Raw genomic sequence first — 25,955 nt, 5'->3', positions numbered from 1 at the left:
CCTGTCCTCCACGTTTCAGCGCACTTTCGTGTAACAGCTGGCAGCCACCCCACCAAGCATCAAGCCAAAAAAGGTGGTCACGCCGCAGACTAGGCTACGAGGTGACCACCAAATTTTATTTTTAAGTTAATGCTTATTCAACCGTGACACTCTTGGCCAGGTTCCGCGGCTTGTCAACGTCTAAGCCCTTATTCAAGCTGGTGTAGTAAGCCAGCAATTGGGCTGGTACCACGCTCAGTAATGGCATCAACATTTCGTCAACGTCTGGCAAGATCAAATCGTCGCCGTCCACAGCTAAGCCTTCACGCACGATGGTCAAGGTCTTGGCGCCCCGGGCCATCGTTTCTTGCAAGTTGCTGCGCGTCAAACCGGCCGTCTTTGCCTGAGTGATGAAGCCGATGACTGGCGTGCCCTTTTCGATCAAGGCAATCGTCCCGTGCTTCAATTCACCGGAAGCAAAGCCTTCACATTGGATGTAAGAGATTTCCTTCAGCTTCAAAGCGGCTTCCAAGGAAACGGCGTGGTCGATGCCACGACCGATGTAAAAGGCCCGGTTGGTCTTCATCAAGTAGTCGTTGGAAATCTTTTCCAGCTTGTCCTTTTCGTCGACGATGGCTTGCATCCCCGTTGCCACCAAACCTAATTGTTGACGAACGTTAAAGTTTTGGGCAATGATTTGTCCCGTCACTTCACCCAACGCCTTGGCTAAAATAGCTTCCAGCGCGATTTGCGCAGTGTAGGCCTTGGTTGAGGCCACGGCGATTTCTGGACCGGCGTGCAGTAACAGCGTGTAAGTGGCTTCCCGTGATAACGTGGAGTTTTGCACGTTGGTGATGGTCAGACTTGGGTAACCCGCGTCGTTGACGTTGACCAGCACTTCACGACTGTCGGCCGTTTCCCCGGATTGCGTCAGGAAAATGAAGAATGGCTTTTCTGACAACATTGGTTGTTCGTAGGCAAATTCGGAGGACACGTGGACTTCCGTTGGGATGTGGGCCAGATTTTCAAACAGGCGCTTGCCAATCAAACCGGCGTGGTAACTGGTCCCAGCACCCACGATGTAGAGCCGGTCAGCCGCTTGCATGGCCTTCAATAACTTGTCATCAATTTCGGGTTCGCCGTGTTCTGACAGGTAAGTTTGGGCCAATTTCCGCATCACGTTCGGTTGTTCGTCGACTTCCTTCAGCATGTAGAATGGGTAAGTCCCCTTGTCTGCTTCGTCAGGATTCATGTCAACGTGGAAGGTCTTGCGTTCAACGGGTTGCCCGTTGGCGTCTTGAATGGCGACCTTGTCTGGCGTGATGGTCACCACTTCGCCGTCCATCAATTCCAAGAAGTCGTGCGTTTGCCGTAACATGGCCAAAGCATCGGAGCAGACCACGTTGAAGCCGTCGCCGACCCCAATCAACAGCGGGCTCTTGTTCTTGGCAACGAATAACGTATCAGGTTGTTCGCGGTCCATCATCAAGAAGGCGTAAGAAGACCCCTTCAACAGGCTCAGCGTCTTCAAGAAGGCTTGCTTTGCATCCAAATTGTCTTCCACGGCAAACTTGTCGATCAATTGCACAACGACTTCCGTATCCGTTTGGCTTCTGAATGGCACATCACTCAGGTATTGCGCCTTTAATTCTTGGAAGTTGTCGATCACACCGTTGTGGACCAGGTAGAACCGGTTGTCGTTTGAAAAATGTGGGTGCGCATTGTCCACGCTCACAACCCCGTGAGTGGCCCAACGCGTGTGCCCAATCCCCGTGGAACCGTGCACGTCAGGCGTAATCTTCGCCCGCAATTGGGAAATCCGGCCCTTGGTCTTCACCAAGTAGTCCTGTCCCTTTTGGTCGTTAACGTAGATACCGGCTGAATCGTAACCCCGGTATTCCAATTTTTGTAAACCGTCAACTAAAATCTTAACGGCGTTGTCGTTCCCCGTAACACCAACAATTCCACACATAGTAATATCTTCCTTTGCTCGACACCAATTCCGGTAAACCGGCCGGGTCGGATAGTTTGATTAGCGAAATGAATCCCTTTTCTCAGAAATTGGTATAGACTGAAATCTTATGAAAACAATCCCTGAATGACTATACTTTACAGCCTTTATCCAAGGTTGTCAATCAAAAAATCTTAAACCGGTCTATCAAGTTATTCAATACAAAAATTGGGGTGAATTCCCCCTGCTTTTGCGCCTGAAAACCGGGCATCCCACCACTTTCTTGATTATTAAAACTAGTCGTTCGATGCTACGTAGATGGTACTGGCCGCCTACCGTCACGCCCAAGATGAGTTGGCACGCTGGGGCGGACGGGTCGCGCCAAAGGGCGGTCTCGACACCTCGCTTTGAGCCGAAAGTCGCGTCTCAAAGTGGCCTCATAGCCGAAACGTGCGCCAACAGGCAACTGGTTCCGCTTAACACTGCTAGGCAGTTAACCGCCTGTCGTCACACTCTTTTAAAGCGGCTGAACCCATATTTGGCGAACTCTCAGCTACGGTAGTGCGTGTTGGTAACAATCGTCTTAACCCCAGATAGTAGTTACGTTGACAACTAGTCTTTCATTAACACAGTGTTACTGATGACCTCCACCTTGCCGGAGGCAGCCAGGGATGGCCCCAGCTGGGTCGGCGGTGTTGGCTGAGGTCCTTTCTCAGCCTACAGCGCGGGACGACTTGAGAGACTGGTGATTTTTGCCAGGCTTTCAAGCGAACCGGAAGACCGCCCCTCAGGCTGGAGGTGTTCCCCAGAGCAGGCCCCACCCTAGCCTGACGCAGGCGCCTGGTTTGCAAAAAAGCTACTTGTCCAATAATCCAAAATCAGGATTATCCGCCCAGTACCGTTAATGCTCGCCAGTTAACCGCCTATTGGCCCACTCTGACAGCAAAACAGGATTGGCGGCTCACATTGCTGAGTCATCAATCCTGCTGGTTTTGCTTTATTCCACGCCGACTTCGGCCCGGACCACATCCGCGATGCGATCCACGTAACCGGCCACCGTTTCTTCGGTTGGCGCTTCCGCCATCACCCGTAACAGCGGTTCAGTCCCGGAAGGCCGTACCAAGACCCGGCCGTCGCCGTTCATTTCTTTTTCAACCGTCGCAATCATGGCTTGGACTTGAGGGTTCTCCAAGGCCGCTTGCTTGTCGGCCACCTTCACGTTGACCAACTTTTGCGGGTAGGTCTTGACGTCGGCTGCCAATTCAGACAGCTTCTTGCCCGTGACCTTCAAGATGTGCAGTAATTGTAAACTGGTCAACAGGCCGTCCCCGGTCGTGTTGAAGTCCAAGAACACAATGTGCCCGGATTGTTCGCCGCCCAGGTTGTAGCCGGACTTGCGCATTTCTTCAACCACGTACCGGTCACCGACCTTGGTCTTGACGGACTTCAAGTCGTGCGCCGCCATAGCCTTGTACATCCCCAGATTACTCATGACGGTCGTCACGATGGTGTCCTTCTTCAGACGCCCATGTTCTGCCATGTACTTGCCGCAAATGTACATGATCTTGTCACCGTCGACGATGTTGCCATCCTCATCGACCGCAATGCACCGGTCGCCGTCGCCGTCAAAGGCCAGCCCGATTTGGGCACCCTTTTCGACCACGAACTTTTGTAATTGTTCCGGATGCGTTGAGCCCACTTGATCGTTGATGTTCAAACCGTTGGGCGTCGTGGCAATCGTGTCGAAGTCCAGGTTCAAATCCGCGTACAGCCGCGAAACCAGCCCACTGGTGGCCCCGTTAGCGGAGTCGACCGCGATATGTAAGCCGTCCAGGTCGTCCGCAATCGTTTGTTCCAGGAATTGAATGTACTTTTGGCTGCCTTCGGAGTAATCCTCCACGGTGCCTAAGCCATCCGTGGTTGGCCGTGGTAAATCATCACTCGGCGCATCCAACAGGGCTTCGATCTCTTCTTCCATTTCGTCGGATAACTTGTAGCCATCGTTCCCAAAGTACTTGATGCCGTTGTATTCAACGGGGTTGTGGGAGGCCGTGATCATAACCCCCGCGGCAGCACCCTGCGTCCGGACTAAATAGGCCACGGCTGGCGTGGTGATGACGCCCAAGCGCAGGACTTCGATACCGACGGACAGTAATCCAGCCACCAAGGCGTTTTCCAGCAATTGCCCGGAGATTCGGGTATCGCGGGCCACTAAGACTTGGGGGTGGGCGTTATCGCTATCGGCGTGTTGGGTCAAGACGTAGCCGCCAAACCGGCCGACTTTAAACGCTAATTCGGGTGACAAATCTTGGTTCGCAACGCCCCGCACACCATCAGTTCCAAAATACTTCATGTCAAAATTCCTCATTTCTCAATCTGTTTGTTGGTTTATTTACTTGTTGCGTTGACCGTCACCTTAATGGTGGTGGGATCAATGGCTGTCACATTGTTTTCATCGGCGTCCAGGGTGATCGTCTTGGTCGTCTTTTTAGTGATGTCGCTCAAATCGACCGATGCCGTCACACTGCTGCCGAGCTTACTTAATTGACTCGAACTTCCGTAGGCCATCACCTGCTTGGGACTGGCCGTCATTGTGTACGACATGTCGCTACTGCCATTCTTGCCGGACAGGTTGACGTTGACCTTCTTGCCTTCCCCATCCGACGTGACGGGCAGATTCACGGTCGTGGTCGACGGCGTCAAAATGACGTTGACCGTCTTGCCACTGCTGTCCAACGCTTCGATCACGGCTTGACTCTTGACCGTCTTCTTGGTGTTGGCTGGCACCGTCAGCTGGGCCACGACCTGTTTGACGCGCGCAATCTCGTTGGCGGCCCCAGTCGCCTTGACCGTGGTCGTATCCGAGGTGGCCTTGCCTGCGCTATACCCGGACGCGATGTTTTGACTATTATACCGAACCTTGACCGGGAATGAAACCGTTCGCCGCGGTTCAATGTCCACCGAAATTTTCGCCGGCGAAATCGTCGAATCAATCTCGTGATTCAGGCCTTCCTGATGCAGGGTCACGGTGTGTTTGCCCACGCCCAGGTCACTCAGCGCGGCGTACACCTTAAAATTTTGCGTATTCGCCGTGGTGGTCACCAACGCCAAGGGGCCCTTGAGCTTCACCTTGACCTTGGAGGGATACCCCGTCACGAAATACTTGTTACTGTTCACATTTAATTGGAGCGGTACCGACACCGTCATCGTCTTGGTTGCCGTCAGCGACGTGTTGTTGCTGGTGCTGCTGGTCGACGACCCACTGTTGGACGACTTGGTGCTGTTGACGTAAAAGAACAACAGAATCGCTAAAATGAGGGCGAGGATCCGATACAGCCACGTGGTGTAACGTTCATTTTTCATTAACGCCGCCCCCCTCTGAACCGTTGATCGAACCAGTCCAACGCCTTCAAGAAGACATTGTTCGTGTCCGTTGCCTCATCGTTGACCAGCTCGTTACGTAAGAACTTCAGGTAATCGGTCTGCGTCAAGCCGCGCAACAGCTCGTTGTTCTTGGTGATGGAGACCTCACCCGTTTCTTCAGAAATGACGATGGTCAAGGCATCCGTGACTTCAGAAATCCCCACGGCCGCCCGGTGACGCGTCCCCAATTCCTTGGGAATCAAATTGCTTTCCGATAGCGGCAGGTACGCGGCAGCCACGGCAATGCGGTTGTCGCGAATGATCACGGCCCCATCGTGTAACGGCGTGTTGGGAATAAAGATATTGATCAGTAATTCACCGGTCAATTCCGCGTCCAAATCGATCCCCGTTTCAATGTAGTCCTCCAGTCCGGTGTCGCGCTGAATCGTCATCAGCGCCCCAATCCGGCGTTTGGACATGTACTGAATCGCCTTATCGAGCCCCTCAATCATCTTGTTGGCCGCCTCATTTTCATGACGCACCCGCACAAACAAGGACCCGCGGCCGAGGTGCTCCAACCCCCGCCGGATTTCCGGTTGAAACACAATAATAATGGCAATAACACCCCAGTTGATCACTTGGTCGACCAACCACGACACCGTGTTCAGCCCCATGTAGGCACTGACAAAGCGGACAATCAGAATTAAGATGACACCCCGGAAAAGCTGAATGGCTTTCGTTCCCCGCAGCATCACGATCAACTCGTAGATGACGAACCACACCACAAGAATGTCGAGAAGGTTAACCAGATTACCGATAGTTAGGAGATTTCCCCAATCTAGGTTCATGATTTGCTCCTTCCAAATTGAATTCAAATTTCATTATAGCACGGCACCGCTGACATTTCGCCCTGTTTACGCCCGATTCCGCGAAAGTCGTTACGTCAGTTGCAAAACTTACGGATTCCTTAAAGTGCGCGGTGGCGTTTATTTTTCTCTTAATAATCTGCTAAGATAGAAGTCATATTCTGTTCGTTTACCAGGCGAACGCTGTAAAATAAAGGTAGTAGTTTGTGAAAGGATTGGTGATGGTAATGAAACGGCGAGCCCGGTGGGAGATCCGCATCTTTTTTGTGGCGTGGTTAGTCTTCCTCTTTTTCCGCGCCAAGGATCCGTTTTCCTTCTTAGTCCTAAATACCTTTCTGGGGGCCATCCCCATCGAATTGAGCTTTCACCTGGGAAATAAACGTCCGCGTGGCTGGCTGTTTTGGCCACTAGTCGTCTTGTGGCTGCTCTTTTACCCCAACGCGCCGTACTTGCTGACTGACCTCTTTCACCTGTCGCTGTTGCAGCCTTACGCCGTGAGCGGCTTGCTGCGGGTCACGCCGCATTTGTGGATCTACTTCACCTACATGATCATTAGTGCCATCAGCTGTTCGTTTCTGGGCTTCTGGAGCCTCAATCACGTCAGTCAGGCCATCACCCACCGGTTGGCCAAAGATAACGGCATTGCCCGTGTCTGCGTCGTCTTGGTCCTGACCTTCCTGACATCGGTCGGATTGTACATTGGCCGCTTCTTACGAATCCACACGGTGTACCTGTTTCTCAATCCCGAACAATTCATTCGTCCGCTGATGAACATGTGGACGCCCAACATGTGGGTCTTCGTGGGCTTGATGACGCTGATTCAGCTGTTCTGTTACTGGATCTTGTACCTAATCATGAGCAATCGCGAGGTCGCCGACGCCGCCTAAATAAAACCAATCCCAGTTGTGGTCCCATCACCGATGGCCCACAACTTTTTTGATACCTGACAAGCCAAAATTCTGCCAAGCATTTACTCTCAACCCCTAGCGTTGGGATTAGTCGCTTACAGCTTCATAGTGACAACTGGCCGCCTACCGTTCGCCAAATATAGGCTGGAACGCTGGGGCGGACGGGTCGAGCCAAAAGACGGTCTCGACGCCTCGCTTTGAGCCGAAAAACACGTCTCAAAGACGCCAGTTGCCTAAGCGGCATGAACCGCGCCGCTAAGGGAACTCCCACGGCTGAACCCATATTTGGCGAACTCCCGGCTAAGGTGGTGCGTGTTAGTACCAGTTGGCTTAACCCCAGATAGTAGCTGCACTGACAACTAGTCTTTCATTAACACAGTGTTGCTGATAGACCTCAACCTTGCCGGAGGCAGCCAGGGTGGAGCCAGCTGCGTCGGCGGTGTTGGCTGAGGTCCTTTCTCAGCCTACAGCGCGGGACGATTTGAGAGACTGGCGGGCTTAGCCAGGCTTTCAAGCGAACCGGAAGACTGTTTCTCAGTCTGGAGGTGTTCCCCGGAGCAGGCGGAACCCTGGCTGACGCAGGCGTCTGGTTTCGCCAATTTTAGGTGTCGGAACACCGTCGTTACAGCAATCAGAGCGTTAATTTCACTTGCAACCTTCAGGTGATAACTGGCCGCCTACCGTCACCGTGTTACTGATTATCAACTCGTCGGATAAGAATCGTGATATAACCAGGCTACCTGGTGAACCGGCAACCTGTTTCCCGGGCTGGCGGTTTTCCTCCCAGTAAACGGAACATCTGACTGACGTAAGCTTCCGGTTTCACTAGTGTTATTGGCAAAAATGCTGCTATTCCGGGAATCAACGCATTAATTTCATGTCAACCTGAAGATAGTCAGTAAAAAAGTGATCACTGCCCAATCTGAGTGGTGATCACTTTTTAATTCATGTTTAACTGATGGTTGAAAGCCACAAATTGGCTGAGATCATGGTTACCGTGCGACTTATGGCGTTAGGATTGACCACGTCATAGCGGCAATTGGCCGCCTACCACTCGCCGAATAAGAATTGAACGCTGGGGTGTCTCAAAGTGGCCTCATGGCTGAAACGTGCGCCAACTTGCCGGAGGCAGCCAAGGTGGAGCTAGCTGTGTCGACGGTGTTGGCTGAGGTTTTTTCTCAGCCTACAGCGTGGGACGACTTGGAAGACTGGCGATTTGTGCCAGGCTTGCAAGCGAGCCGGAAGACCGTCCCTCAGGCTGCAGGCGTTCCCCAGAGCAGGCGGAACCTTGGCTGACGCAGGCTCCTGGTTTCACCAATTTTAGGTGTCAGAAAACCGTCAAGCGGCCAGCTCACCCAACCGTCAGGGGCACCAACTAGCCTTCTTCGCCATTCAGCGACATGACCAGAACGTTTTCGGAATAGTTGACATACTGGCGCAAATGCGAGGCCATGTTCCAGGTGATATTGCCGGCCTCCAATAGGTTTTGAATCCCCGTTCGTTCGGCCCCCAGTGCGCGGACCCGCAGCATTTCGACCTGGTGTTGATACTGTTCCTCGTGGTCCGGCGCCGTTTCCGCCTTGGCCCGCTCGATACGGTTCCGATATTGGACCAGCAGGTGGTAAACGGCCTGGTTGTCAAATTGCGTTTCGTCCACGTCGGAACTGGCCAGATAATGCGACAGCGCCTTGATGGCCGCCTTGGACGTTTCACGCTCGATCAGATTGTTTTCCGCGTGCAAGCGGTCGGTGTCCTCGGAATGCAGCCAGTAGGCCGCGTTGCGGAACATGTGCCTGAAAAAGACGCGCCAGTAACGCAGGACGCTGGGCATGGTGTGACCCGTGACTTGGGTCAAGCGGCTTTCCATGTTTTCGATTCGCCGAATGGCCCCGACGTAACTGGTCTGGGTGATCTTCTCACCCTTCCGCAGTTCCTTTAACGACGCGCGTTCGCCATCTAGCGTGACCTCACGCAACTTGATCTCATCTTCCAAGACCTTCTGCATGGCCGTATCCGCCCGGTAATTCATTTCCAAGCGGCGAATGACGAACTGGTAGTCTAAAATTAGGTCGTAGGCGGCCCGCTGATTATTGGGCCGGCGCAACTCCTCGATTTTAGAGATGGCTAGGCGCATGATGTAGGCCCGTGCCTCGTCTTCGCTGATCTGCCGGACCTCTTCGTTGGGAATCTCTTCGCCGTCGACGTCCAAATCAACCTGGTTGGCATTTTCATCACTGGCACTGGCCCGCGTCTGCAAGGGTTGGCCTGACGTGGAAATCAGTGGCAAGGTCACCGTCGCGGCCACCAAACTGATGATGATGACCCCCGACGCCACGAACAGCATCAATGACCGCGTCGGGAAGCTCGCGCCGGAGGCAATCGTCATGGGCACGGAAAGCACCCCGGCCATGGTGACGGCCCCCCGCACACCGGATAATCCGGACAGAATCGACATCCGCAGTCCCGGTTTATCCGCCTGTTCCTTGTGGTTGAGGCGTTCAAACAGCACGTAGCCATATGTCCACACGGTCCGAATGACCACGATGATCAGCCAGACCATGAAGGCGAAGAACAGCGCTTGCCAGGTGTTAAACTGCCCGCCCTTGATGACCTTAGACGTGGCAACCGGCAATTCGATGCCCAAAATGACGAAAACAATCCCGTTCAAGGAATAAATAATAATGTCCCAAACTTTTTCCGTCACCAATTTTAATTCGGGCGAGTCTTCCACGATACGGTTCTCCCGGGCGTGGTACAGCACACCGGCCGTCACCACGGCAATTACGCCGGAAGCGTGGGTGATCTCTTCGGTGACCAGATAAACCACAAATGGCGTGGCAATCTGCAGAACCGTGTTAAAGATCACGTCATCGATGCCTTGACGGCGTAAGATATCCATCAACAGCTGAATCGCCGTCATGAAGATCAACCCGGACAAAAAGCCAACGATACTGATGTAAAAGAAGTCGCCGACCGCAGTCCCCAGGGAAAAGGCCCCGGTTACCGTCGCCGCAATCGCGTATTTAAAGGCAATCAGGCCACTGGCATCGTTGATGAGGCTTTCCCCACTGACCAGGTGCAAGAGGCTGTCCGGCAGCTTGGCTTGTTTGGAAATCGACTGCACCGCCACCGGGTCGGTTGGCGACAAGATGGCCGCCAACGCCAGTGCCACGGTGAAGGGCATTTTTGGAATCAATTCATAAATCAGAAAGCCACCTAAAATCGTGGTCAAAAAGACCAGCCAGATGGCATTGGCAAAAATCGGCCCCCGCAATCGCCAGAGCTCGCGTCTGGGAAAGCGCCGCCCATCGTTATACAGCAACGGGGCGATGAATAGGAGCAAGAACCAGTCCGTTTCGAGTGGCACTTCAAATTGCCAGACCAGGGCTACGATCAGCCCGAGTGCAATTTGAATCAAACTGACTGGAATAAACGTGAGGTAGTGACTGATAATATTAGAGAGCAACACTAACACGATCAACAGGATCACTGCTTCAACTATAGGCACATAAGGTTCCCCCTTTTAATTAAAACTTACTTTGAGTGTTCCGTAACGGGTGCTTCACCGATGATCCGCACTTCCGTTTCCAACTTGACTTGGTCCTTTTCCCAAATCACCGCTTGAATGTGGTGAATCAGTTCCAGATAATCGGTGGCCGTCGCATGGTCGATGTTGACGATGAACCCAGCGTGCTTGGTGGAAACTTGCGCGCCACCCCACTTGAGGCCTTGCAGACCAGCTTCTTGAATCAGTTGGCCGGTGTAATGGCCGGTTGGGCGCTTGAAGACACTCCCACAAGAAGGCAGATCCAATGGCTGCTTGGCCGCCCGCCGTGCGTTCAGGTCGTCCATTTGAGCTTGAATCGCTTGGCCATCCCCCGGCTTCAACGCAAAGGTCGCGCTCAACACGATGTCGTTGTAGTCTTGAATCGAGCTGTGCCGGTAGCCGAAGTCAAATTCATCTTGGTTCAGCGTGCGAATCTCGCCGTCCGTGGTCAACACTTCCGCGGAGAAGGCCACTTCGCTGATCTCACCGCCGTAAGCGCCAGCGTTCATGAAGACCGCTCCACCAACACTGCCGGGAATTCCGGCCGCAAATTCCAACCCGGTCAGGGCGTGGGCCTGGGCGACCTGAGTCGTCTTGATCAGTGACGCCCCCGCTTCGGCCGTCACCGTTTGCCCGTCCGTAGTGATTTGGTTCATTTTCGTTAAAATCATGACCAGTCCCCGGATGCCGCCATCGCGGACAATCAGGTTGCTGGCATTGCCCACCACCGTCACGGGCAGGTGGGATTCATTGGCGTATGCCAACAGGGACTTGGTTTCTTGAACATTTGTGGGAAAGGCCAAGTAGTCCGCTGGTCCCCCCGTTTTCGTATGGGTAAAGTGCGCTAACGGCTCGTGCCGTAAAATTTCAATTGCTGGAAAAGCCGTTGTGATATCTGCCATCATCATGTATCCTCTCGTTTCACCAAAAAATTTTCTCCCGTGGCGGTCATGGATGCCGCGCACGGTTTGGGCTGGCGGGCCGTTTAACTACCGGTCCTCACCAACGAAATTGCATATTTCTGACCTGGTTATTTTGCCAAGATGGGCGGCACAGACCCGTGCTGAACGCGCGTAGCCGGCCGACTTTAGGTCAATAGTCCTATTTTACCATGAATCCGCCAACAACCGGGAATGAACGCATCAATCAAAGCAAAATCTAACATTTCTGGTATACTAAAACCAGTTAGTGGAGGTGCGAAAATTGAAATTTATTTCTTGGAACGTAAACGGGCTACGCGCAATTGTGAAAAAAAACTTTGGCGAGACCTTTCAGGACCTCGACGCCGACTTCTTCGGGGTCCAGGAAACCAAGCTGCAGGAAGGTCAAATTGATTTAGATCTACCAGGCTACTACCAGTACTGGAACTACGCCGAGCGCAAGGGTTACTCCGGCACGGCGTTGTTTACCAAGCACAAGCCGTTGAACGTCATCTACGGCATCGATGCGCCCGACTTCGACCACGAAGGCCGAGCCATTACGCTGGAATATCCCGACTTCTATGTGTTAACCTGTTACACACCGAATTCCGGGAGTGGCTTGAAGCGCCTGGACTTCCGGATGGGCTGGGAGAAAGCCTTTCTGGCCTTTATCCAAAAGTTAGACGCGCAGAAACCCATCATTTTCTGTGGTGACCTGAACGTGGCCCACACCGAAATTGATCTGCGTAATCCCAAGACCAATCACAAGAACGCCGGCTTTACCGATGACGAACGGGAAAAAATGACGCACCTCTTGGCAGCCGGCTTTACGGATACCTTCCGTTACTTCAATCCCGACGCCACCGACCGGTATTCCTGGTGGAGCTACCGGTTCCACGCCCGCGATAACAACGCCGGCTGGCGCATCGACTACTTCATCACCAGCAATCGGCTCCAACCACAACTGCAAAAGGCTGATATTTTAGACCAAATCATGGGGTCGGACCACTGTCCCGTTGAACTTGACGTAGACGGACTGACCGTCTAACCCCGCCATTAAGAGAGGAAGATGCTTCAGTGAACTTTGTTGCCATGGATTTTGAAACTGCGAGCGGCAAACGCTACAGTGCCTGCTCATTAGCTCTGACCATCGTCCGCGACAGCCAAGTCGTCGATGAGTTTTATTCGTTGATCAAACCGGACACGGACTTCTTCTGGCGTAACGTCCAGATTCACGGCATCCACGAACGCGACGTGGCCAACGCGCCGACCTTTCCGGAAGTCTGGGAGCACGTCGCCCCCTTCTTCCAACGCGACCGGCTCGTGATTGCCCACAACGCCCCGTTTGACAACGGCGTCTTGCGCAGCAGTCTGGAGCACTACAACCTGCCGCCAGCCCGCTACCTGACGTTAGACACGGTCAAGACCAGCCGGAAGTTCTTCCCAGAATTTCCGAACCACAAGCTGGACACGGTCTGCAACGAATTAAACATCGACTTACACCACCATCACAACGCGCTAGACGACAGCCTGGCTTGCGCCAACATTCTGTTGTACGAAGCCAACCACTTCGGCACCCAACCGTTGAAGTCGTTCGTGAAGGTCACGGCTTAACCTTAGACACATAAAACCCGTAGCTCAGCAGTAAGCAATCCTGCTGGGTTACGGGTTTTTTCTGATGGTCTAAAATTGATGGTTCCCTCAACACTAGCGCCGACTGTCCGCCTTACCGTTACCCAAGATCCAGACAGAAGCGCTACTATTATGTTGGCTAAACCAGTCGCCTGCGGCTGCCAGGGATTCCGCCTGCTATGGGGGGGCGCCTCCAGCCTGAGAAACGGGCTTCCGTCTCGCTTTGAAGCCTGACAAACCCCGTCAGTCTCCAAAGTCGCCCCGCGCTGTAAGCCGAGAAAAAACCTCGGCCAACACCGCCGACACAGCTGGCTCCATCCCTGGCCTCCTCCGGCTATAGATGGCAAGATCAGGATACTTAGCGTCGAGTCGTGGGTAACACTCGTCCTCGTCACCAGCCGTGCCGATTGATAACATCCACAATATTAGGCCGTAATAACTGCTAACCAGCTTTGACTTCAAGTCTGTGGTTATGGATTCCGCGCCAACAGCCATTGGCAACCACTACCGTAGCCGAGAGTTCGCTAGAGATGAGTTCAGCTGTGGGAGTTTCCTTAGCGACGCGGGTTACGGCGCTTAGGAAACTGGCGTCTTTGAGACGTGGGCTTCGGCTCAAAGCGAGGTGTCGAGACCGCCCTTCGGCTCGGCCCGTCCGCCCTCAGCGTTCCAACTCATCTCTAGCGAACGGTAAGGCGGACAGCAAAAGCGTTAGTCCTTAGCCGACCAGTCGATGGGGGCTTGGGCGGCTAAGATGTCGTCGATGGTCTGCAGCTCGGCCGCACTGAAGTCTAGATGCGCCAACGCCGCCACGTTGGCCACGACCTGTTCCGGCCGGCTGGCACCAATCAAGACGCTGGCGATGGCTGGCTGACGGAGGTTCCACGCCAACGCCATTTGCGCTAGGCTTTGGTTCCGATTGGCCGCCACATCGTTGAGCCGCTTGATGGTCCCCAGCGTCTGTTCGACTTGCGCGGGATGCAGGAACGGAATGGTCGCCTTCATGGCCCGTGAATCTGCGGGAATCCCATGCAGGTATTTGTTGGTCAATAAGCCTTGGCACAGCGAACTGAAACTAACGGCCGCCTTCTTTTCCGCCGTCAGTTCGGGCAAAACGTCCGTTTCGATCTGTCGATTCAAGAGGTTGTAGCACGGCTGGTCGATGATAAATGGCGTATGTAAGTCCCGGAAAATGCCCGCCATCACCTTGATCTGGGCACCACTGTAGTTGGACAATCCCACGTACAACGCCCTGCCGGAGCGCACCAGCTGGTCGAGCGCCAGGGCCGTCTCCTCAGGGTTGGTCTGCGGGTCGGCCCGATGACTGTAGAAAATGTCAAAATAGTCCAGCCCGGTTCGCCGTAAGCTCTGGTCAGCGCTGGCAATGATGCTCTTGCGCGACCCCCAATTGCCGTACGGCCCCGGCCACATCACGTAACCGGCCTTGCTGGCGATGACCAATTCATCCCGGTAAGGCTTCAGGTCCGTCGCCAACATTTTGCCAAAATTGGTTTCGGCACTGCCCGGTTCCGGTCCATAATTGTTCGCCAGGTCAAAATAAGTGATGCCTAAATCAAACGCCTGGTGGACGATGGCCTTTTGGGTAGCGTAGGCGTCGACACTGCCAAAGTTGTTCCACAGTCCCAGACCAATGGCCGACAGCTTTAACCCACTGTCCCCCACGCGATGATAAATCATTTCTTGATAACGCTGTTCACTTGCTTGATACATGCGGATCCTCCTCAAAAGCAAAAGTGCTTTAGTTCCAGGATACCGCTTTCATGGCCGTAAAAAAAGCCCGGTCATCACCGAGCTAGTGTTGTGCTGCAATGTGGTAGACCATTTCCACCGCCGTGACCTGTTCACCGTCATCATCAGTGACCAGCTTCGGCGGCGTGGCGGTCCGGGTAAAGCCGAGCTTTTGGTACAGTTTCATCGCCGCCACGTTGCGGGTCTGCACGATGAGACCGACCGCCTGAAGCGCACTGGCGGTTTTGGCCCAGTACAGCGCCTCGTCGACCAAGGCCGTGCCGATGCCCATGTGCCAATAGGCCTTCTCCACGGCAATGCCCAGTTCACCGACATTGCCCTGCGGCGTGGGCGTAATGGAGCACACGCCCAGTAGCTGTTTTCCCAAACTGGCCACCAGCAATAAATGCCGCGGACTTTGGGTGATTTGGCTCAATTGGTCGGCCTCTTGTGCCGGCGTGATGGGATCATCGGCGTCGGCCAGGGTAAACGTATCGCTTTCTTGTTGCAGCCGATCGAGCAGCACTAGTAGCGGCTTGGCGTCGGCCGAATTTGGTAGGCGAATCGCGACTTCCTCACTCATTTTTGGCTATCCTCCAACTGCTGTACGATTTTTTCAAAACGGGCGCCGACTGGTTCAAACGTCAATTTGCGTTGATTCTCCCCGGCGGCGTCGTCACGTTTAAAGATGATTCGCAGGTACTGGGCGGGCAATTCATCGGCAATAAACTGTGACCATTCGATCACGTTCACGCCATCCCCGTTGAAGTACTCATCCAGCCCCAACTCATCGCCGCTCCCGTCTTCCAGGCGGTACACGTCCATGTGATACAGGGGGATGCGGCCACTCTGGTACTCCCGAATAATCGTAAAGGTCGGGCTCTTCACGTTGCGCTTAATGCCTAGGCCCAGGGCCAGCCCCTTGGTAAAGGTCGTCTTGCCGGCCCCCAGGTCCCCATCGAGTAAGATGACATCTCGTGGTTGCAGAGCGGGGGCCAATGCTTGGCCCAACGCCTTGGTTTGTTCCGGACTCGTTACGGTCGTTTCAAACATACTTGCTTTCCCCTTTAATTAGACTTTCAAACTTTTCTCAACAGACTAAATAATACCCGGACTGCTGATAAATAGCAATCCGGGTATCTTTTAATTTAACAAATCATTTGTGTCCAAGAAATGATCGTTAGAGTGATTGGGCTGCGGTAATGATAGCAACCTTGTAAACGTCCTCTTCGTTGCAGCCACGAGACAAGTCAGAAACGGGCTTGTTCAGGCCTTGCAGGATTGGACCGATGGCTTCAAAGCCACCAAAGCGTTGGGCAATCTTGTAGCCAATGTTCCCGGATTGTAATTCTGGGAAGACAAAGACGTTGGCGTGACCGGCAACCTTGGAATCCGGTGCCTTTTGGGCCCCAACACTTGGGACGAAGGCAGCATCGAATTGTAATTCACCATCTAATGGCAAGTCAGGCGCCGTTTCGTGCGCAATCTTTGTGGCTTCTTGGACCTTGGTGACCATGTCCCCCTTGGCAGAGCCCTTCGTTGAGAAGCTCAACAAAGCAACCTTCGGGTCAATGTCAAAGACTTTGGCCGTGTGGGCACTTTCAACGGCAACTTCGGCCATGCCAGCCGCGTCCAATTCGATGTTGATGGCACAGTCGGCGAAGACGAAGCGTTGATCGCCCTTTTGCATGATGAAGGCCCCACTGATCCGGTGAACGCCTTCCTTGGTCTTAATAATTTGCAGAGCTGGCCGAACCGTGTCACCGGTGGCGTGAACGGCACCAGAAACCATGCCGTCTGCTTGGTCCATGTAAACCATCATGGTCCCGATGTAGTTCGGGTCCTTTAACATTTCAGCAGCTTGTTCTGGGGTATTCTTCCCCTTCCGCCGTGCAACCAGGGCATCTAACATGGCCTTGTGTTGGTCAGCTGGAATGGCTTCAGGGTCCAGTAAGGTCACTGGGCTCAGGTCAATGTTGTTATCCTTGGCAGTGGCTTCGATGTCGCTTTGCTTACCGAGCACCACGGATTTGATCAAGCCGTCAGCGGCTAACCGACTAGCGGCGCCTAAGACCCGAGCATCTTCTCCTTCAGGGAAAACGATGGTTTTGTGTTGTCCATTGATTTTTTGCTTAAGACTATCAAAAAGTTCCATAGATAATGACCTCCATAAAATATCCCACGAATCAATTCTCTTGCAACTTATGCTTGGTTAGATGCTGAGTGCGGCCCTTCGTCGACGGTGACGTGCTCTGGGAGCTGCCAGTCGATGGGCGTTTCACCTAATGATGTCAGTGCGATGTTGGTTTTGGAAAATGGTTTGGACCCAAAGAAGCCGCGGTAGGCGGATAACGGACTTGGATGGGGCGCCTGTAACACGATATTGGTTTGCGTATCGATCAGACTGATTTTGGACCGCGCGGCGCTACCCCACAGGATAAACACCACCGGTTCTGGCCGCGCCGATAATTTGGCAATGGCCACATCAGTCAGGCGTTCCCAGCCCTTTCCACGGTGGGAAAAGGCCTTACCGTCCCGCACGGTCAACACAGAGTTCAACAGTAAGACGCCCTGCTTGGCCCAGCTTTCTAAATAACCGTGGTGGACGGGCTTGATGCCCAGGTCACTCTCTAGTTCCTTATAAATGTTCTGTAATGACGGCGGAATCGGCGTTCCCGGTAGAACCGAAAAGCTACAGCCGTGCGCCTGACCAGGATTGTGGTACGGGTCTTGCCCCAAGATAACCACCTTGACCTGACTAAATGGCGTCCACTCGAACGCGGTAAAAATGTGATACATGTCCGGGTAGATACGGTAGTGCTGATACTCTTCGACCAGAAATTTACGCAGCTCTTGATAATAATCTTGCGCAAACTCGGGCTCGAGCACCGGCCACCAGTCATTATGAATAAACGGTTTCATTCCCAACACCTCGCCTTTTATTCTATCATAATGCTTGGCTAAATGATATTATCGAACGACTTCTTGTGAAACATGTTAGAATGGAACTAACGAAATGCTGGTTAGCCACGAAAAGGAGGGTCCCCATGCGTACACTGTATCTCAATCAGGCCGCGCTATCGGCCAAGGCCACGACCGTGATCCGCGATACGGACAATCAATCTTGCTATCTGTTAGTCGGCAAATGGGGACTGCGCGCCGACGTTTTATCCGTCTACACGATTGCCGGGGCCCTCGAGGCCGAGGTCAAGCAGGAATCCTTGGGGTTACTTCCCCGCTTTCGGCTGATCTACCACCGGCAAACGGTCGGCCGCGTCGCCAAGACCTTCGGCGTGATTCGCGAGGTCTTGTTTGTCCGCGGGTTAAATTGGATCATCATGGGCAACTTAAACAGCGGTCATTTTAAAATTTATCATGGACGTGACTTAATTGCGACCATCGACCAGGTCAGCCAGTCCGGTGGCGGCACCATCGCTTTGGCCATCGACCAGCAGGACCACGAGGCGTTGGTGATTTGTTTAGCCGCGATTCTCGACCGTTGGGCCAAACATCAGTCCAAGGCCTTCAACCCGCTGCGCAACCACGCCTGGGCCCCCGCGGCCGGTAACATCGCCCAGTTCCACACCAACGACGACCGGCGGCGGTAGCGCAGCACGGTCCCTGCCAGGTGCCTCCATCAGCTAGAAGTTCCGCCTGCTATGGGGAACACCTGCAGCCCAAGAGCGGGCTTCCGGTTCGCTTGGAAGCCTGACACAACCCGTCAGTCTCCCAAGTCGTCCCACCCAGTAACCTGGCCCAAAACGCCAGCTAACTGGGTCGACACAGCTGGCTCCACTTCTAGCTGATTCCGGCGAGGCAATGCATTCACTCACCACTGCATTGTCTAGTTAGCATGATAAGCAACAACGACTGGGATGACCACCGCCAGTGACCGGTAGTATCATGCGTGCAGTGCTAGTTTTCCAACTCAGACCGGTATTACCTGCCACAAAAATCTCGCAAACAAATAACCATCCAACCAGACCTAACGTCTAGCTGGATGGTTATTTTTAAATGACATTTTTTACGGCACAATCACCAATTTCTTATTGGCGGAAACGTACTGGCCGTTGGTCAACTGGAAGCGGGTGGTCTTGTTGTGAGACACAATCTTCTTGACCTTAAGCACTTGGCCCTTACGGTAATGCTTGACCTTGGTCTTCAGTGACTTTTGTCGGTAGCCGTTGAGCCCAGACGCCAGTACCTTGATCTTGGCTTGCTTCTTCACGTAGTAGACCGGTGCGACGTAACTGGTCTTGGCCGTGATGTAGCCGGTCTTCCCAGCCGTCTTTGAGTGGTGGTTCACATCACGGACCTTGTAGCGCAGATTACCCTGCTTGGATTCGGCGATGCCGGTCACCACAAACATTGGCCGCTTAGTCCGCTTTTGTTTGCTGTACCAATGCTTAACGGTCTTCTTACTAAAGTTTTTCCCGGAATACAGCCCAATCTTCTTGGTGGCGTAGACCACGCTAGCCACTGGCGCAACGCCCGCCGCGCTACCACCGGACGACAAGTCGCGTTGGTAATGGAAGGTGATCGTTTGCGCCCGATCGGTAAACGTCCCGGTGGCCGCGCCTTCCGTCCGGCTCAGCCGGTAACCCGCAAAGGTCAACTGGTTGGCTTGATAGGTCTCACCCACGTTACCGGTTAAGACCTGGTCATCGGCCAGTTGTTGTCCCTGACCATCCAGATAACGGACCGTCACCGGTTGGGCTTGACTGACGGTTGGCGGTGTAATTGGTGGCGTCGTGGGTTCGATGACCCGATTGACGGGTTGCCAGACATAGGTCTCAACCTCGGTAGGATTGTCTTTGCCATTGTACAAATCAGTAATGGCTTTACCCGTCTCAAACACTTGGCCTAACGGATTCTGGAGAGTTCCCGACCCGACTGCTTGCCATAAGCCGGTAAATTCACCTGGTGTTTCCGAAGCGTTGTTTAAATGCGGATTAGACACCCAGCGGCCATCCGGGCCTAGCGTAAGTTGTTGAATGTGATTCGTATCTGCAAGATTAAACATCGCGTATCCGGCAAAGCCAGCTGGTGGTGCAAATTTTTCTAAATTAAGTTTCACAATACCTGAATTTGCGAACATGAACCCCACATTGTTCACATTATTGAACGTCCCATTTTTAAAGTCAATTTCAGTTAAATTTGTTGTTCCCGAAAACATTGTGGAAGCACTATCAACATTATCTGTATTAAAATTAGACACGTCCAGATCTACCAATGATGACGCTCCACCAAACATCCCAAACATTTGCGTCACCTGACTCGTATCAAAGTTAGAGACATCCAGGCTGGTCACTGCACTATCCTGATAAAACATACTGTGCATATCCGTCGCCGCAGAAGTATCCAACTGATTCAAGTTTACAAATTCTTGGACATTCAGCATTTCACTGAAAAGGCCCCCAGCATTAGCCGCAGTTTTAACCGCTCCATCAAGAATAACCCGCTTGACTAACTTTCCAGCTGACATGGTCTGCGACTCAGTAGGGTCGCTTATTCCTTGCTTCAACGCAATTTGGGTGTTGAACTGCCCAATATTATCCATATTCATTGCTGTATCCGGCAAAGTCCCTGCCCCTAAATGCAAGTCCCCCGCCGTTGTCAAATACCAGTGAACAGTGCCATAGTCGCCTTGATACTGAATCTCATCGGTCGCTGCGGCCTTAGCAGTGATGACGGCCGGTTGGTGCGGCGTGATCACTTGACTGACCGGTTGACCCATGCCAATCGTTAATCCTAAAAGTAGTGTTGCTGCTTGCCATTTCATGGTTAGCCCCCCTCAACGTGTAGCGATTTACCTTGCAGCGCCTCACCGTGACAGTAAGCGCTTTAAAAAAAGTGGATGTGCGCAGCGGTTGCCGCCTAGTCAATGTCTAACAACCGTCTTCTATTCTGCTGGTGCTAGTGTCAATTCCCTTATCGTCCTTAACAAATGTCAGTTGTCTCGGTTGATGAAAGTTAATCTGTATACTAGTTACCATATTCACCTGTCATATAATAGCACGATTCATTAACATTTCCAACTACTTTTACTCACAATTTTTATCAAGTGATAATATTGAGGTCAATCAACGGCCAGAACTCCCGTCATCAGTGGGTTTGCGGTTTTTTAAATCAACTAAAAAAACACGTCTGAGACGATTGCCTCAGACGTATCCTTACCACAGATTCACTTAACTGCAGCAGTCACTCATGCCACCGCTGTCGTCCTTTTTACACGTTCAACACCTTATTCAAGAATTCCCGTGTCCGCGGATTCTGCGGGTGGTCGAACACCTCACTCGGGGTCCCCGCCTCTTGGATGATGCCGTCATCCATGAAGGCGACCCGGTCGGCCACGTTCTTGGCGAAGCCCATTTCGTGGGTCACGACCACCATCGTCATCCCGCCTTCGGCCAAATCCTGCATGACCTGCAAGACATCCCCAACCATTTCGGGGTCCAGTGCCGACGTGGGTTCGTCAAACAACATGATCTCGGGCTCCATGGCCAGCGCCCGGGCAATGGCGACCCGTTGCTGTTGCCCACCGGATAAGGAATGCGGCATTGCGTCAGCCTTGTCCGCCAACCCCACCTGCGCCAGCAACTTCTCGGCCCGCACTTTCGCGTCCGCCTTGCTCAAGCCCTTCAGTTGCACGGGACCCAGTGTGACGTTTTGCAAGACCGATAAGTGGGGAAACAGATTGAAATGTTGAAAGACCATGCCAATGTTCTCCCGAATCTGGTTCAAATCGACCTTGGGGTCACCAACCCGTTGGCCTTCCACCAGGACCGTGCCACTCGTGACCTTTTCCAGCCCGTTCAAGCAGCGTAAAAAGGTACTCTTCCCGGAACCCGATGGCCCAATCAAACACAGCACTTCTTGGGCTTGCACGCTGAGATCAATGCCCTTCAACACTTCGTTGTCACCAAACGCCTTGTGCAGGTCCGTTACTTGAATCTTTGGTGTTGTTGTCATCCTAATTAACCTCCCAAAATACCAATTCCTATTTTTATGTAAAAAGAGGGTAGCCGAACTAACCAAGTTCAACTATCCCCTCCGTTTTTGACTAGTAACGCTTCATGACCCGCGCAATTTGACGGTCTTGTTCCCGTCGTTTAATGGTCTCACGCTTGTCATATTCTCGTTTCCCGTGGGCGACGCCAATCAACACTTTGGCAAACCCGTGCTTCAGGTACATCCGCAACGGAATCAGGGTGACCCCTTTGTCCATCGTGGCTTGTCCCAAACGCCGGATTTCCTTCTTGTGCAACAATAGCTTCCGGTTACGCAACGGATCGTGATTGAACCGATTGCCCTGCACATACTCACTGATGTGCACGTTCATCAACCAGGCCTCGTTGTTGCGCACCTGGGCGAAGCCGTCTTGCAGATTCACGCGCCGGGCGCGCAGTGACTTGATCTCGGTCCCGGTCAAGACGATCCCCGCCTCAATCGTATCCGTGACCGCATAGTCGTGTCGTGCCTTGCGGTTTTGAGCTAAAACGTTATCTGGTGTTTTCTTGGTCTTTTTCTTCGCCAAGTTCAGTCACCTCGCTTAGTGCCGATCACCTTGTGAATTGTTGCGGTGTTGGCCGCCACCGTGATTGTTGCCCCGGTGTTGGTTGTTGCCGCGTGAATTCGTTGATCGTTGATTCCCGTTGCGGTGATTGCCACCGTTCCGGTTACCCCCACCATGGTTGTTGTTCCCATGGTTATTGTTGTTCCGCCCGTGGAAATTACCGCCACGTGACCGGTGTTCACGGTGTGGCAATAAGTCACTGGTTGGGGCACTTTCTGGATTCAATAAATCAAAGTCGATTTCGCTTTGTTCCTTGTCGACGTGAACGACCTTGACCCGAATCTCTTGACCGATCCGGTACGTCCGCCGCGTATTGCGCCCGACTAAGGCCAGGTACTTTTCGACGTATTCGTAGTAATCATCCTTCATTCGGCTGATGTGAATCAACCCTTCGATGGTGTTTGGCAATTCGACAAACATCCCGAACTTCATGACGGAACTAACGACGGCGTCAAATTCTTCGCCGACGTGATCAGCCATGTATTCGGCCATCTTCATGTCGTTGGTATCCCGTTCAGCGTCGATCGAGCGTCGTTCCATTTCAGACGTGTGGACCCCGATTTCTTCCAGGATCGGCGCAAATTTTTCTTTGCTAGCCTGGCCGGTACCGTGATCTTCGTAGTAATGGATCATCCGGTGCACCATGGTATCTGGGTACCGCCGAATTGGCGACGTAAAGTGGGTGTAGAATTCCGCACCCAACCCAAAGTGACCTAAGGATTGATCGGCGTAACGCGCCTGCTTGAGGCTCCGCAACATCATCACGGAAACCATGGCCTCTTCTGGCTTACCGGCAACCTGCTTTAAGATGCCTTGTAACATCTTTGGCCGCAAATGGTTCGGATCGCCCTTAACGTTGATCCCGAAGGCCGTTAAGAATTCGAAGAAGCTGCGGACCCGGTCGCCATCTGGCGTTTCGTGGACCCGGTATAAGAATGGGACCTTGGCGCGGAAGTAGTGTTCCGCTACGGTTTCGTTGGCCGCCAACATAAAGGATTCAATCATCCGTTCTGCCACACCACGCGTCCGCAATTTCACGTCAATGGCGTGACCCTTGTCGTCGACGATGATTTCGGCTTCGCGGTCGTCAAAATCAATGGCCCCACGCCGCTTCCGGTGCTTGACCAAGATCTTATGCAACTCGCCCATGGCTTCAAACATTGGTACGAGGGACTTGTAACGGTCCATCGTAACGGGGTCGTGGGCTTCCAAGATTTGGTTAACGGCCGTGTAGGTCATCCGCGCCTTGGAACGCATGACAGATGGGTGAATCCGGTGCTTGACCACGTTCCCAGATTCATCGATTTCCATGTCACAGCTCATGCACAACCGCAATTCGCCCTCGTTTAAGGAACAAATGCCGTTGGACAGGCGCCGTGGCAACATGGGAATCACCCGGTCGGTCAAGTAGACACTGGTCCCCCGCTTGTAGGCTTCCTTGTCCAGGATGGAATCTTCCTTGACGTAGTGGGAAACGTCGGCAATGTGGACCCCTAAGTGGTAGTTGCCATTCGGTAATTTCCACACCGTAACGGCATCATCCAAGTCTTTAGATGACTCGCCATCAATGGTGACCAGGTCTTGGTCCGTGATGTCTTCACGACCGGCCATTTCTTCTGGCAAGACGTGATCCGGAATCTCATCGGCGGCCTGCATGACCTCTTCAGGGAATTCGGATGGGATGTTGTGTTGGTACACGATTTGTAAAATATCGATCCCGGGGTCATCCACACTCCCGATAACCTGCTTGGCAATCCCCACCATGGCGTCGGGATGTTCGGCACTTGGGTATTCGGTGATTTCTGCGGTCACCACTTCACCCGGTGTGGGGTTCAACCCAACGGCAGTCACGTAGAACTTGTACTTCATGACCTTCTTGTCAGTCAAGCGTACTTGGCCCAGGTAGCCGTTGTCATCATCGGTCTTGAAAAATTCACCGACGACTTGTTCGTAGTGGTGTTCTACAATTTCGGTGACCTTACCTTCAGGCCCCTTGCCACTGCGCGGATCACCCGCACGAATGATTTCAATCTTAACGGTATCGCCATTCAATGCCCGCAACGTGTTGTCGGGTGCAATATAAGCGTCCGGTTCGATCTTGTTTTCGTCATATGCCACGAAACCAAAGCCCTTGTCATTGCCGTGGAAAATCCCGGTCAAGACCCGTTGGCTAGGGTCCAATTGGAAATGCCCGTGGTCGGTCACTTGGACCAGCCCGTCACGTTCCAACTGCGCTAACTCCTGCACGATCAGCTTGAAAGCCGCTGAACCGTGGTAATGGAGTGCGTCAGAAATGTCTTCTACTGTGTAGCTTTGTTCCGAATGAGCCCGGAAGAAAGCTGTTAAGTCTGTTTTCAATGTATTATCTTGCACTATCGATTCCTCGTTATTTAAAAGATTGTTTGGAGATAAGCTAAAATGTCCGTTTCTAAGTCGTGGTGCGCCGAATTGACCGTCAAGACGTGCCCGGCACCGGCGTACTCATGAAAATCTGTTTGATTAGCTGGATAAGCGTCCGCTAGCCACTGACCCGAACGGGGGTCAATCATGCGATCTTGGTCCCCTTGGGCAATGAAGACGCGTTGCTTGATCCGGTCTAAATGGGTCGCTGTCGTGTCCGTAAACGCTTGAATCGCCGTCAGTTGGGCATCCAAGTGGTCCTTTAACCAGGCCACCCGTTGCGCTTGGTCAGCGCCAGTAATGTTTTGCTCCCGGTAAGTTGCCTGCGCCATTTGAATGAACGACGCCGGTACGTTGGTCTGTCCCCGGAAGATGACGGGGGAGGCAATCGTCCCACCACCCAACAACTCTGGGTATTCCTGCAGGGCCCGGGTCGCAAAGAGCCCGCCGAGCGACAAACCAAAGATGGCGATCCGCTGATAGCCACTTTGCCGTAACTTGGCAATGGCGGCTTGCGTATCCTGCCACCACTGCTTGGGCGACCCTAACCGCAAAATATCGGCGGGGTCTCCGGTCGCGTGGCCAGTAAAAATGGGCGCCAGCACCGTGTAATTTTCGCTCTGTAAGCGCCGCGCCAGGATGCGCATGTCATTGGAACTTCCGGAATAAGCGTGCAGTAAGATCACTGCGTTAGGCCCCTCTTCAAAGAAGAGCGGGGCTGGTTTTCGAATCATGTAAAACCACCACTTTCCGCAATATTAACATTATTCTGTAAAAAAGCCCCCTGTACCGAAAAACAGGAGGGCCTACATTTTACTCTAGTGTGAAGATAGATAAACTAAAGCCATTGCCAGCCCAAAGAACAGGGCGCCTAAAACGACTGTGACCTTTTGCATGAAAGCTTCAAACCCACGGGGCTTGGCCTTAGCAAATAAATCATCCGCACCACCAGATAAAGCGGATAATGCGTCGTTCGTTTTGGCTGGTTGCATCATGACTGCGATGATGATCAACACAGCGACAATTAAGATACAGGTCATTAAAAAGTTATACACGAATTTGCCTCC

At 53.0% G+C, this 25,955-nt stretch carries 21 protein-coding genes; 4 read left to right on the top strand and 17 right to left on the bottom strand.

Going from position 1 to position 25,955, the window contains the following annotated elements:
• Window positions 1-133 precede the first annotated feature (133 nt).
• The 4 genes from glmS to cdaA form a co-directional block, all read right to left on the bottom strand.
• Window positions 134-1,951 carry a glutamine--fructose-6-phosphate transaminase (isomerizing) gene (glmS, locus tag LKH74_RS09650; RefSeq protein WP_287708348.1) on the bottom strand — a complete coding sequence of 606 codons (1,818 nt, stop codon included), beginning with the start codon at window positions 1,949-1,951 and terminating at the stop codon, window positions 134-136.
• 976 nt (window positions 1,952-2,927) lie between these two features.
• Entirely contained in the window at window positions 2,928-4,283 is a 1,356-nt protein-coding gene (glmM, locus tag LKH74_RS09645; protein ID WP_135367414.1) for a phosphoglucosamine mutase, read from the bottom strand.
• 35 nt (window positions 4,284-4,318) lie between these two features.
• The gene (locus LKH74_RS09640) at window positions 4,319-5,293 is read right to left on the bottom strand and encodes a CdaR family protein (RefSeq protein WP_135367415.1); all 975 of its coding nucleotides are present in this window, start codon (window positions 5,291-5,293) and stop codon (window positions 4,319-4,321) included.
• A complete protein-coding gene (gene cdaA / locus LKH74_RS09635; RefSeq protein ID WP_135367416.1) occupies window positions 5,293-6,141 on the bottom strand; it encodes a diadenylate cyclase CdaA in 849 nt (282 codons plus the stop codon). Before cdaA ends, LKH74_RS09640 begins: the two co-directional genes overlap by 1 nt.
• A 239-nt stretch (window positions 6,142-6,380) precedes the next feature.
• Between cdaA and LKH74_RS09630 the strand changes: the two genes are divergently transcribed.
• Window positions 6,381-7,046: a DUF1361 domain-containing protein gene (locus tag LKH74_RS09630; RefSeq protein WP_135367417.1), complete on the top strand. Its 666-nt coding sequence runs from the start codon at window positions 6,381-6,383 to the stop codon at window positions 7,044-7,046.
• A gap of 1,396 nt (window positions 7,047-8,442) precedes the next feature.
• Here the strand turns inward: LKH74_RS09630 and LKH74_RS09625 are convergent.
• Entirely contained in the window at window positions 8,443-10,575 is a 2,133-nt protein-coding gene (locus LKH74_RS09625; RefSeq protein ID WP_287708349.1) for a cation:proton antiporter, read from the bottom strand.
• A gap of 26 nt (window positions 10,576-10,601) precedes the next feature.
• Window positions 10,602-11,522, bottom strand: a complete 921-nt coding sequence (gene murB, locus LKH74_RS09620; protein ID WP_287708350.1) for a UDP-N-acetylmuramate dehydrogenase — start codon at window positions 11,520-11,522, stop codon at window positions 10,602-10,604.
• A gap of 295 nt (window positions 11,523-11,817) precedes the next feature.
• Between murB and LKH74_RS09615 the strand changes: the two genes are divergently transcribed.
• Both LKH74_RS09615 and LKH74_RS09610 read left to right on the top strand, forming a co-directional pair.
• Window positions 11,818-12,582, top strand: coding sequence for an exodeoxyribonuclease III (locus tag LKH74_RS09615; RefSeq protein WP_135367420.1), 765 nt, complete (start codon window positions 11,818-11,820; stop codon window positions 12,580-12,582).
• Between the two features lie 29 nt (window positions 12,583-12,611).
• Entirely contained in the window at window positions 12,612-13,148 is a 537-nt protein-coding gene (locus tag LKH74_RS09610) for a 3'-5' exonuclease (protein ID WP_287708351.1), read from the top strand.
• A 726-nt stretch (window positions 13,149-13,874) separates the two neighbouring features.
• Here LKH74_RS09610 and LKH74_RS09605 read toward each other — a convergent pair.
• The 5 genes from LKH74_RS09605 to LKH74_RS09585 all read right to left on the bottom strand — a co-directional run bounded on the left by LKH74_RS09605 (window position 13,875) and on the right by LKH74_RS09585 (window position 17,834).
• A complete protein-coding gene (locus tag LKH74_RS09605) occupies window positions 13,875-14,894 on the bottom strand; it encodes an aldo/keto reductase (RefSeq protein ID WP_287708352.1) in 1,020 nt (339 codons plus the stop codon).
• Window positions 14,895-14,976: 82 nt separating this feature from the next.
• Window positions 14,977-15,495, bottom strand: a complete 519-nt coding sequence (locus LKH74_RS09600) for a GNAT family N-acetyltransferase (RefSeq protein WP_287708353.1) — start codon at window positions 15,493-15,495, stop codon at window positions 14,977-14,979.
• Complete coding sequence (gene tsaE, locus LKH74_RS09595) at window positions 15,492-15,965, bottom strand: tRNA (adenosine(37)-N6)-threonylcarbamoyltransferase complex ATPase subunit type 1 TsaE (RefSeq protein ID WP_135367424.1); 474 nt, start codon at window positions 15,963-15,965, stop codon at window positions 15,492-15,494. The genes LKH74_RS09600 and tsaE overlap by 4 nt, the downstream gene beginning before the upstream one ends.
• Window positions 15,966-16,092: 127 nt before the next feature.
• Window positions 16,093-17,067, bottom strand: coding sequence for a phosphate acetyltransferase (pta, locus tag LKH74_RS09590; protein WP_135367425.1), 975 nt, complete (start codon window positions 17,065-17,067; stop codon window positions 16,093-16,095).
• 47 nt (window positions 17,068-17,114) lie between these two features.
• Complete coding sequence (locus LKH74_RS09585; RefSeq protein ID WP_135367426.1) at window positions 17,115-17,834, bottom strand: uracil-DNA glycosylase; 720 nt, start codon at window positions 17,832-17,834, stop codon at window positions 17,115-17,117.
• Window positions 17,835-17,959: 125 nt separating this feature from the next.
• On the opposite strand from LKH74_RS09585, the gene LKH74_RS09580 reads away from it, so the two are divergent.
• Window positions 17,960-18,520, top strand: coding sequence for an LURP-one-related/scramblase family protein (locus tag LKH74_RS09580; protein WP_287708354.1), 561 nt, complete (start codon window positions 17,960-17,962; stop codon window positions 18,518-18,520).
• A 416-nt stretch (window positions 18,521-18,936) separates the two neighbouring features.
• On the opposite strand, the gene LKH74_RS09575 is transcribed toward LKH74_RS09580, so the two are convergent.
• The 6 genes from LKH74_RS09575 to secG form a co-directional block, all read right to left on the bottom strand.
• Window positions 18,937-20,694, bottom strand: coding sequence for a DUF5776 domain-containing protein (locus LKH74_RS09575; protein ID WP_287708355.1), 1,758 nt, complete (start codon window positions 20,692-20,694; stop codon window positions 18,937-18,939).
• Window positions 20,695-21,140: 446 nt separating this feature from the next.
• On the bottom strand, window positions 21,141-21,884 hold the full coding sequence (locus LKH74_RS09570; protein ID WP_287708356.1) for an amino acid ABC transporter ATP-binding protein: 744 nt from the start codon (window positions 21,882-21,884) through the stop codon (window positions 21,141-21,143).
• 91 nt (window positions 21,885-21,975) lie between these two features.
• The gene (gene smpB / locus LKH74_RS09565) at window positions 21,976-22,449 is read right to left on the bottom strand and encodes an SsrA-binding protein SmpB (RefSeq protein WP_125575699.1); all 474 of its coding nucleotides are present in this window, start codon (window positions 22,447-22,449) and stop codon (window positions 21,976-21,978) included.
• Window positions 22,450-22,464: 15 nt separating this feature from the next.
• Window positions 22,465-24,861, bottom strand: coding sequence for a ribonuclease R (gene rnr / locus LKH74_RS09560; protein ID WP_135367430.1), 2,397 nt, complete (start codon window positions 24,859-24,861; stop codon window positions 22,465-22,467).
• A gap of 17 nt (window positions 24,862-24,878) precedes the next feature.
• Complete coding sequence (locus tag LKH74_RS09555) at window positions 24,879-25,622, bottom strand: alpha/beta hydrolase (RefSeq protein ID WP_135367431.1); 744 nt, start codon at window positions 25,620-25,622, stop codon at window positions 24,879-24,881.
• A gap of 84 nt (window positions 25,623-25,706) precedes the next feature.
• Complete coding sequence (gene secG, locus LKH74_RS09550; RefSeq protein ID WP_125575696.1) at window positions 25,707-25,943, bottom strand: preprotein translocase subunit SecG; 237 nt, start codon at window positions 25,941-25,943, stop codon at window positions 25,707-25,709.
• Window positions 25,944-25,955 lie beyond the last annotated feature (12 nt).

The organism is Levilactobacillus sp. (assembly GCF_022646225.1).
Classification (GTDB): domain Bacteria; phylum Bacillota; class Bacilli; order Lactobacillales; family Lactobacillaceae; genus Levilactobacillus; species Levilactobacillus suantsaiihabitans.
Note: the sequence above shows the minus strand (reverse complement) of the source record. Positions and strands in the feature narration are given on the sequence as shown.

Bases quoted from the DNA above. Each gene is read 5' to 3' on its own strand.
- murB (WP_287708350.1), bottom strand. From the start codon at position 11,522: ATGATGATGGCAGATATCACAACGGCTTTTCCAGCAATTGAAATTTTA.
- glmS (WP_287708348.1), bottom strand. From the start codon at position 1,951: ATGTGTGGAATTGTTGGTGTTACGGGGAACGACAACGCCGTTAAGATT.
- LKH74_RS09580 (WP_287708354.1), top strand. From the start codon at position 17,960: ATGCGTACACTGTATCTCAATCAGGCCGCGCTATCGGCCAAGGCCACG.
- LKH74_RS09575 (WP_287708355.1), bottom strand. From the start codon at position 20,694: ATGAAATGGCAAGCAGCAACACTACTTTTAGGATTAACGATTGGCATG.
- LKH74_RS09605 (WP_287708352.1), bottom strand. From the start codon at position 14,894: ATGTATCAAGCAAGTGAACAGCGTTATCAAGAAATGATTTATCATCGC.
- LKH74_RS09585 (WP_135367426.1), bottom strand. From the start codon at position 17,834: ATGAAACCGTTTATTCATAATGACTGGTGGCCGGTGCTCGAGCCCGAG.
- tsaE (WP_135367424.1), bottom strand. From the start codon at position 15,965: ATGTTTGAAACGACCGTAACGAGTCCGGAACAAACCAAGGCGTTGGGC.
- LKH74_RS09600 (WP_287708353.1), bottom strand. From the start codon at position 15,495: ATGAGTGAGGAAGTCGCGATTCGCCTACCAAATTCGGCCGACGCCAAG.
- LKH74_RS09555 (WP_135367431.1), bottom strand. From the start codon at position 25,622: ATGATTCGAAAACCAGCCCCGCTCTTCTTTGAAGAGGGGCCTAACGCA.
- glmM (WP_135367414.1), bottom strand. From the start codon at position 4,283: ATGAAGTATTTTGGAACTGATGGTGTGCGGGGCGTTGCGAACCAAGAT.
- cdaA (WP_135367416.1), bottom strand. From the start codon at position 6,141: ATGAACCTAGATTGGGGAAATCTCCTAACTATCGGTAATCTGGTTAAC.
- LKH74_RS09630 (WP_135367417.1), top strand. From the start codon at position 6,381: ATGGTAATGAAACGGCGAGCCCGGTGGGAGATCCGCATCTTTTTTGTG.
- LKH74_RS09640 (WP_135367415.1), bottom strand. From the start codon at position 5,293: ATGAAAAATGAACGTTACACCACGTGGCTGTATCGGATCCTCGCCCTC.
- LKH74_RS09570 (WP_287708356.1), bottom strand. From the start codon at position 21,884: ATGACAACAACACCAAAGATTCAAGTAACGGACCTGCACAAGGCGTTT.
- pta (WP_135367425.1), bottom strand. From the start codon at position 17,067: ATGGAACTTTTTGATAGTCTTAAGCAAAAAATCAATGGACAACACAAA.